Here is a 7,713-nt window from a genome sequence, read left to right as displayed (position 1 = left end):
CCCCCCCACTTCACCCACTCCCGTGATGGCTATCGCGCCACGCGTCGCAGCTCCAGCCGCTCCTTCTCCGAGAGGCCGCCCCAGACGCCGAAGCGCTCGTCGTGGTCCAGCGCGTACTCCAGGCAGGCCGCGCGGATCGGGCACATACCGCAGATCCGCTTCGCCTCCCGCACCGAACTGCCCGGCTCGGGGAAGAAGAAGTCCGCCCCCGTCTGCGCGCACAACGCCTCTTGCTGCCATTCGAGTTCGGGCGAGGTGATCGTGTCGATGTGCATGCCGGAAAGCGTCGCGGGCGTCGAAAAACGTTCGATCAACGCGGGATCAACACCGCGTTCACGCACCCCCGGCCACCTCGATGGTGGCCTGCCGGGTGGGGCCGGCGCACGGCGGCGCGCGGAAACATCCCCATCCCCATCCCCGCCGCGGCCGCGCTCCGGCGGCGGTCGGCACCGCGCGGTGGAAGACTCGGCAGTGCAGACGACGGGCCCCTGTGCGAGGAGGGCGACGATGCTCACCACCCGTTACGTCACCGGCGCTCCGAACTGGATCGATCTCGGCACCCCCGACATCGACGGTGCCGCTGCCTTCTACGGCGAGCTGTTCGGCTGGCGGTTCCAGCCGGGCGGCCCGGAGGTCGGAGGGTACGGCCTGTTCCGGCTCGGGGACAGGACGGCCGCCGGGGGCATGCAGACCACGCCGGAGCAGGGCCCGCCGTCCTGGACGGTGTACTTCCAGTCGCCGGACGCGGATGCCACGGCCCGGGCGGCCGAGCAGGCGCACGGCGCGGTGATGGTGCAGCCGATGGACGTCCAGGACCTCGGGCGGATGGCGATCCTCGCGGACCAGGCCGGGGTGGCCTTCGGCGTCTGGCAGCCGGGCCGCAACAAGGGTCTGGAGGTCGTCCACGATCCCGGCTCGCTGTGCTGGGCCGAGCTGTACACGGCGGACGTCCCGGCCACGGCGGCCTTCTACCACTCGGTGCTCGGTCTGGAGACCTTCGGCGCGGACTTCGCCGGCGGCACGTACACCACGTTCGTCCCCGCCGGGGAGAGTGAGGACGCCATGTTCGGCGGTGTCGTCGCGCTGGCCGACGACCCGGGCGAGGAGGAGGCGTACTGGCTGCCGTACTTCGAGGTCGCCGACCCGGACGCCATCGTGGCCAAGGCCGAGGAACTGGGCGGCACGGTCCGCCTCCCCGCGACGGACCTCCCCTCCGTCGGCCGCCTCGCCAAACTCGCCGACCCGTACGGCGCCCGCTTCGCGGTGATCCACAGCGAACCTCCGCAGGGCTGAGACCGGCCGGGCCCCGTCACGACGACTGGCGTCCACCGCGCGTCTTACCGCTTGGAGGTCGTGGCGGAGGCCAGGCAGCTCGGGTCGTCGCAGTCCCGGTGCCAGTTCGCCATCGGAGCACGCTCCTGGGTCATGGCGGTGTGGTGCTCGGGAAGGCCTCCGCCGGATGAAACAAGGCCGGGAGTGAGTGACGATGGAGGTGTACCTGCCGACCGTGCTTTTCCCATGAGGAGGCAGCGGCATGACTTATCCCCCCGATTCCTCGGGTACCGGCCCTGCGCGGGGCACCGAGTCACCAGGCGCCCCCTTGCCCGAGAGCCTGGGCGCCTTGGCGAACATGGGCTGGCAGATCCTCCTCACCACGGGCCTGGCCACGATCGCCCTGGGCATCGTGATCTTCGCCTGGCCTGAGGAGACGCTGCGGGTCGTCGGCGTACTCTTCGGCGTCTACCTGCTGGCCACCGGCGTCTTCCAGCTGGCCGCCGCCTTCGGCACGCATGTCCCCCGGCATCTTCGGGTGCTGCACTTCCTCACGGGCGCACTCTCCGTCCTGCTGGGGCTGATCTGTTTCCGGGGCACTCTGCAGTCCATCTTCCTGCTCGCCCTGTGGATCGGCTTCAGCTGGTTGCTGCGCGGCATCATGGTGACGGCAGCGGCCGCCTCCGCCGAGGACATGCCGGCACGCGGCTGGCAGCTGTTCTACGGGATCATCAGCACTCTGGCGGGCATCGTGCTGATCGTCTCGCCGTTCACCTCGATCGCCGCACTCACCCTGGCGGTGGGCGTCATGGCCGTGGTCCTGGGGGTGGTCGAGGTGTTCCAGGCCATCAGGATGCGCGTCGAAGTCGGTCGCCTCGCTCCGGGCGGCACTGCCACACAGCGGCGGCCCCTGTTCCACCGCCCGCACCCCCAGCACTGATCACCCGGACCGGAGCGGGCAGCCCGGTGAGGCAAGGGGTACGGGAGTCCGGCACTCAAGGGCTCTCCCTCAGTGGCGCATCGCGCGCTCCGGCGGTGTCCCCGGCCGGTCCTTCGGCAACAGCAAACGCAGGGCACCCGGCCGGATACCGCACACGACGGGCAGAGGAAGCCGCACCGCTTCGCCGTCGACGCCCGCGTCAAGGTGCCGCACCTCGCCGTGCAGCGTGATGCCGGGAGCAGACCAGACGACGGCCCCGTCCCCCGACGGCCCGGCACCGTGCTTGCGCTGTCGCAGTTCGTCGCGCAGGTGCCGCAGGAGGTCCGGGGGAGCCTGCTCCGGGCGCTTGAGGACGATGGCGCCGAGCTGTCCTGTGCTGAGAGAGAAGCGTCGGCCCAGCCAGCGCGGTGTGGCCAGGTGATAGGGGTTGTTGGAGATCAGCACCACTTGCGGGAACTCGACAGTCCCCCAAGGTGTGTCCACGCCGGCCTCGACCCACTGCCTGCCCTTGGCGTAGTCGGGTGCCACTGCGGCGAACGCGCGCGGCTTGTCCTCCCGGTACCCGGGCTCCAGCAGGGCATCGGCGTACACGCCGAAAGAGACGTTGTTGACGAAGACACGCGAGCCGAGCACCCCCAGGTCCACCTGTGCCGGCTCACCGTCGACCAGGGCGTCCAGCGCCTGCCCCGGATCGCGCAGATCGAGGCCCAGGTCCCGGGCGAAGTGGTTGCGGGTGCCCGCCGGGACCACGACCAGTGACCGGCCCGTGTCGGCAGCCACCGCGGCGACCGCCGACACGGTGCCGTCACCGCCCGCGACCCCCAGCACCTGCGCCCCCTCCACCACGGCGTTCCTCGCGAGCGACGCGGCATCCTCCTCCGTGCTGGTCGTCCTGACCTGGGCTCCCATGTTCTCGGCCCGCTGTACCAGGCCGTAACGAGCCGTCTTGCCGTCGCCCGAGTGTGGATTCATCACGATCACCGCCCGGGCACGCGTCCGAGCGCCGGCCATCACCGCATCCCCTCTCGGTGTTCAGGCGGTGAGAAGGAATTGCCGGCCCATGCTCGCCGAGGCCGCCAGGCTTCCGCCGGGCAAGGGGCCTGTGGTGCGGTGCCGTGCCGTGCCGGGGCATGGTGCCGGTGCTTGCCGGGGTTTCGAAGGGGGATGTCATGCCGCTCACCCTCCCGGTAGAGGGGTGGATCGGTACCCCTCCATCGTCACGGTCAATGCGCTTCCCTGTCGATACGGTCAATGCGCTTCCCTGTCGATGCAGACTGGAGGGGACGCACCCAACCGTGTGGGAGGCCGCTGTGGCAGCTGAACCCCCCTTCGTGCCCCCGGGTGTGGCGATCACTGCGATCGACGGCGAGGGCGCCGAAGTGACCTTGAGCGGAGATGTCAGCGCTGTGATGCTCCGCGAGCTGGAGACCCTTCTCGCTGATCTGCGCCTGCAGAGGGCTCAGTACTGGGTGCTGGACATGCAAGGGGTGAGACGGATCGAGCTGGCGTGTGCCTACGCCCTGCTGCGCGCGGTGACGGAGCACTCCGGGACGGCGGTCGTGCGCGGGGCACGTCGGCCGGTGCGGCGCACGTTGCGGCACGCCGGCCTGGACAGAGCAGCAGCGATCGAGGAATAGCGGGACCCAGCGCTTTCGCGGGGAGCCGGAGGCAGGTCTTGGCGCCGGCTGCGCACCTGGGACATACAAAGCTCCAGCTACTGGGAAGTAGCTTCTGGGCCCGGGCCGGGGGTCGCAATGCCCGGTGAATGAACGCGAACGAACGAGCCCGAGCGCTGGATCGCCCGTAGATTGGAAGTCCAGGCAGTCGCGCTCGCGGCCACGGAGAGCGCGTGATGACAACGGACATCGATTTCACGGCGTTCTTCGACGCCACACCAAGCCCGTACCTGGTGCTGGATGCGGACCTGGTGATCCGCTACGTCAACCCGGCCTGCCTGCGGACTGCGGGCCGGACCGAGGGCGAGTTGACCGGGAAGTACGTCTTCGACGCCCTGCCGGAGAGTCCCGGCTTCGGCGGCGACGCGGAACGAAACCTGAAAGCCTCCCTGCACCGGCTTCTGGACACCGGGACTCCGGAAACCGCGGTGCTCCAGCGGTACGACGTTCCCGCCCCCGATCAGCAGGACGGGTTCGAGGAGCGATGGTGGTCCGTGATCCACACCCCCGTTTGGGGACCTGACGGCACAGTGAAGTGGATCATCCAACAGGTAACGGACGTCACGGCCTTCGTCCACTCAGCGCGGCCACGTCAGCTCAGCAAGGACAGTAGGGAGTCTCCCGAACGAATGGAGGGCATGGCGGCCGAGCTGTACGCGCGCGCCCGGGAGCTGCACCGGCTGAACCAGGAACTCCGCCAGGCCCACGCCCGCGAACAGCAGGTCGCCGTCACCCTGCAAGAAGCCATGCTTTCCGTCCCCGACCTGGACCGGCACACCAACATCGCCGTGCGCTACCTGCCCGCGACCGCGTCACTGAACGTGTGCGGCGACTGGTACGACATCGTCGACCTGCCACCCGACCGCTACGCCGTGGCGGTCGGAGACGTCGTCGGCCACGGCCTGCACGCCGCGGCCATCATGGGCATGCTCCGCAGCGCCCTGAGCGCCGTCATCCGCGCCATCCCCAGCCCCGCCCAGGCCCTGGAAGTCCTCGGCCTCTATGCCCGCTCCGTGGACGGCGCCATGGCCGCCACCGCGGTCAAGGTACTCATCGACACCCGCAGCAGACTGATCATCTACAGCAACGCCGGGCACCCACCGCCGATCCTGCTCCACACCGACGGGACCTGCGACCTGCTGGACCAGGCCACGGACCCGCCACTCGGCACGCGCGAGCACCACGTCCCCCGTCCCCAGGCCGGCCTCTCCTACAGGCCGGAAGACATCCTCGTGCTGTACACCGACGGCCTCATCGAGCGCCGCGACGAGGACATCGACGTCGGCCTGGAACGCCTGACCGCGGCCCTCGCCCAGGACCGAAGCCTCGCCCCTGACCCGCTGGCCGACGCACTGCTGACCCGGCTCGACGTCGCCGGGGGCGTCTCGGACGACATCGCCCTCGTCATCGTCCGCCTGTGACCCGCGCGACTTTGTGAAGCGCCCGGGGATACTCCAGCCCGGATCAGGTACAGGCACTCACGGGTACGGGCCCTCGCCGTCCGGCCGACCAGGGCTCGGCGGACCGGGAAGCCGGCCGGACGGCGAGCCGCCTCCGGCGACGAGCCCCCGGCCGCAGCGGCCCCTACGCCGACCCCCGCCGCACCAGCGTCGTCGGCAGCACCACGCTCGACGGGGTCGTCCCGACGCCCTCGCGCGGGGCGTCCCGGTCGAGGCCGCGCAGGAGCAGGCGGGCCATCAGGCGGCCCATCTCCTCTATGTCCTGACGGACCGTCGTCAGGGGCGGGTCGGTCTGTTCCGCGACGGGCCGCATGTCGTCGAAGCCGATCACGGCCACGTCGTCGGGGACCCGGCGGCCCGAGCCGCGCAGCACACGCAGCGCCCCGGAGGCCATCAGGTCGTTGGCGGCGAACACCGCGTCCACGTCCGGGCAGCGCTCCAGGAGCTCGCGCATCGCCCGCTCGCCGCCGGCCGGGGTGAAGTCGGCCTCGGCGATCAGCCGCGGGTCGGCGTCCACCATGACGTCCCGGTAGCCGTCGAGGCGGTCCGCGGCGGAGGTCTGGTCGAGGGCGCCGGTGATGTGCGCGATCCGGCTGCGGCCGAGGCCGGCCAGATGGCGGACGGCGTCGCGGGCACCGCCGCGGTTGTCGCTGTCGACGTAGACCACCGCGCGCCGGTCGGCGCTCCAGCCGGGCCGCCCGCCGAAGACGGTGGGGATGCCGGCCCGCTGGATCAGCTCCGGCAGCGGGTCGTCGAGGTGCAGGGAGAAGACGAGCGCCCCGTCGACATGTCCGCCGGCGAGGTAGCGGCCGACCCGGGCGTGGTCGTCCCGGCCCTCCGTGAGCAGCAGCACGAGCTGGTTGTCGTGGGCGGTGAGCTCCTTGCTGATGCCGCGCAGCTGGAGCGCGAAGAACGGGTCGGCGAAGACCCGCGTCTCCGGTTCGGCGACGACGACCGCGATCGCGTCGTGCCGCCGGGTCACCAGGGAGCGGGCGGCCTGGTTGGGCACGTAACCGAGCTCGTCGACGGCCCTGCGGACCCGCTCCACGAGGACGTCCCGCACCCCGTCCCCACCGTTGACCACGCGGGACACGGTGGCCCGCGAGACACCGGCCCGGGCGGCCACGGCCTCCAGGGTGGGACGCGGCGCTGTGTCGGTCACTTCGGGGCTCCTCACCTGCGGCTGCGGATCAGGATAGCCCCGGACACGTAGCGTGGTGAGAGCGCTCTCGCCCGCCGATCGGCGCGGACGGGGGAGCAGCCGCCCGTCAGTGCTCGTGGCCGTCGCCGGCCGGCTCCTCCCCGTGCTCGTGGCCGCCGCCCGCGGGCTCCTGGCCGTGGTCGTGCGGGTCATACCCCGGAATGGTGCCGTCCGGCTTCTTCACCAGGAACAGTCCGACCATCCCCATGTCGGAGTGGCTCTGGACGTGGCAGTGGTACATCCAGGCGCCGGCGCCGACCCCCTCCCCCGCGATCACCTGGAAGCCGAAGGAGTCCGCCGGGCCCGTGATCTTGTTGTCGATGACCTGGCTGGGGTCCTCGGGGCCGGTCAGCATGCCGGTGCGGTTGTCCGCCCAGCGGTGACCGTGCATGTGGAAGGTGTGGTAGAACTCGCCGTGCGTGATCACGACGAACTCCACCCGATCCCCCACGGTGGCCTCGAAGTTCGGTCCGGAGTGCGGCGGCTTGTTGTTGATGCGCATGTCGTTGAAGACGACCGTGTGCGTCCGGTCGGGGAGAACGTCGCCCTTTCGGCGGACGATGACCGGGCCGAAGAGGCCCTTCTGCAGGCCCACGGTGCCGTGTTCCGTGCCGACGACGTGGTCGTGGTAGTGCCAGTAGCCCGCGCTCCCTGAGCGCCAGGTGCCGTCCTTGCGGCGGCCGGGGGCGTGGGTACGCCAGGTGTAGGTGCGGGTGCCGCCCGGCTCGACATGACTGCGGTTCAGTTTCGTGCCGTCGCTGGTGATCTCGTAGTCCAGGCCGTGGACGTGCAGGCTGACCTCCACGTCCATGGTGTTCTCGAACTCGATGTGCAGCGTGTCGCCTTCGTTGAGCTCGATGAGCGGCCCCGGGATGCTCGCCTTGCCCTTCTCCAGGCCGTAGCCCATCTGCCCGTCGGGGAGCTTCTCGGCGTAGAGCTTGATGCGCTTCACCTCGCCCCCGGCGGGTGCCGTCCTCACCGGTCCGGCGGCGCTCACGGCCTCCGGTGCCACGGACAACGATGTCGCGACGGCCGCGCCGCCCAGCAGGACCCGCCGGTTGAAGCTGCGTCTGTCCATGCGGAACTCCCCACCCTGGTAAGGCATTTACGGAGGCGTACCTGTGATGAACCGGTGCGACGGTACCGGCCGCGCCCTCGTTTATC

8 protein-coding genes are annotated in these 7,713 nt (G+C 70.6%); 4 read left to right on the top strand and 4 right to left on the bottom strand.

The window, feature by feature from the left end; genetic code table 11:
- Positions 1-29 precede the first annotated feature (29 nt).
- On the bottom strand, positions 30-275 hold the full coding sequence (locus tag K4G64_RS23475) for a WhiB family transcriptional regulator (protein WP_221757998.1): 246 nt from the start codon (positions 273-275) through the stop codon (positions 30-32).
- A gap of 232 nt (positions 276-507) precedes the next feature.
- On the opposite strand from K4G64_RS23475, the gene K4G64_RS23470 reads away from it, so the two are divergent.
- On the top strand, positions 508-1,293 hold the full coding sequence (locus K4G64_RS23470) for a VOC family protein (RefSeq protein WP_221757997.1): 786 nt from the start codon (positions 508-510) through the stop codon (positions 1,291-1,293).
- A 241-nt stretch (positions 1,294-1,534) separates the two neighbouring features.
- Positions 1,535-2,212 carry an HdeD family acid-resistance protein gene (locus K4G64_RS23465; protein WP_221757996.1) on the top strand — a complete coding sequence of 226 codons (678 nt, stop codon included), beginning with the start codon at positions 1,535-1,537 and terminating at the stop codon, positions 2,210-2,212.
- Positions 2,213-2,281: 69 nt separating this feature from the next.
- On the opposite strand, the gene K4G64_RS23460 is transcribed toward K4G64_RS23465, so the two are convergent.
- Positions 2,282-3,223: a diacylglycerol kinase family protein gene (locus K4G64_RS23460; protein ID WP_374206440.1), complete on the bottom strand. Its 942-nt coding sequence runs from the start codon at positions 3,221-3,223 to the stop codon at positions 2,282-2,284.
- 299 nt (positions 3,224-3,522) lie between these two features.
- On the opposite strand from K4G64_RS23460, the gene K4G64_RS40405 reads away from it, so the two are divergent.
- Positions 3,523-3,849 (top strand): STAS domain-containing protein, encoded by a 327-nt coding sequence (locus K4G64_RS40405; protein WP_308122468.1) that lies wholly within the window; start codon positions 3,523-3,525, stop codon positions 3,847-3,849.
- Between the two features lie 215 nt (positions 3,850-4,064).
- The gene (locus tag K4G64_RS23450; protein ID WP_221757992.1) at positions 4,065-5,309 is read left to right on the top strand and encodes a SpoIIE family protein phosphatase; all 1,245 of its coding nucleotides are present in this window, start codon (positions 4,065-4,067) and stop codon (positions 5,307-5,309) included.
- Between the two features lie 163 nt (positions 5,310-5,472).
- Here K4G64_RS23450 and K4G64_RS23445 read toward each other — a convergent pair whose 3' ends face one another.
- Positions 5,473-6,510 (bottom strand): LacI family DNA-binding transcriptional regulator, encoded by a 1,038-nt coding sequence (locus tag K4G64_RS23445; RefSeq protein WP_221757991.1) that lies wholly within the window; start codon positions 6,508-6,510, stop codon positions 5,473-5,475.
- Between the two features lie 106 nt (positions 6,511-6,616).
- Positions 6,617-7,627, bottom strand: coding sequence for a multicopper oxidase domain-containing protein (locus K4G64_RS23440; RefSeq protein WP_221757990.1), 1,011 nt, complete (start codon positions 7,625-7,627; stop codon positions 6,617-6,619).
- Between the last annotated feature and the right edge of the window lie 86 nt (positions 7,628-7,713).

It is taken from the genome of Streptomyces sp. WAC04114 (assembly GCF_019733245.1).
Taxonomy (GTDB): Bacteria; Actinomycetota; Actinomycetes; order Streptomycetales; family Streptomycetaceae; genus Streptomyces; species Streptomyces massasporeus_A.
Note: the sequence above shows the minus strand (reverse complement) of the source record. Positions and strands in the feature narration are given on the sequence as shown.

Coding starts and splice junctions, on each gene's coding strand:
- K4G64_RS23475 (WP_221757998.1), bottom strand. CDS start 275: ATGCACATCGACACGATCACCTCGCCCGAACTCGAATGGCAGCAAGAG.
- K4G64_RS23470 (WP_221757997.1), top strand. CDS start 508: ATGCTCACCACCCGTTACGTCACCGGCGCTCCGAACTGGATCGATCTC.
- K4G64_RS23465 (WP_221757996.1), top strand. CDS start 1,535: ATGACTTATCCCCCCGATTCCTCGGGTACCGGCCCTGCGCGGGGCACC.
- K4G64_RS23460 (WP_374206440.1), bottom strand. CDS start 3,223: ATGGCCGGCGCTCGGACGCGTGCCCGGGCGGTGATCGTGATGAATCCA.
- K4G64_RS23450 (WP_221757992.1), top strand. CDS start 4,065: ATGACAACGGACATCGATTTCACGGCGTTCTTCGACGCCACACCAAGC.
- K4G64_RS23440 (WP_221757990.1), bottom strand. CDS start 7,627: ATGGACAGACGCAGCTTCAACCGGCGGGTCCTGCTGGGCGGCGCGGCC.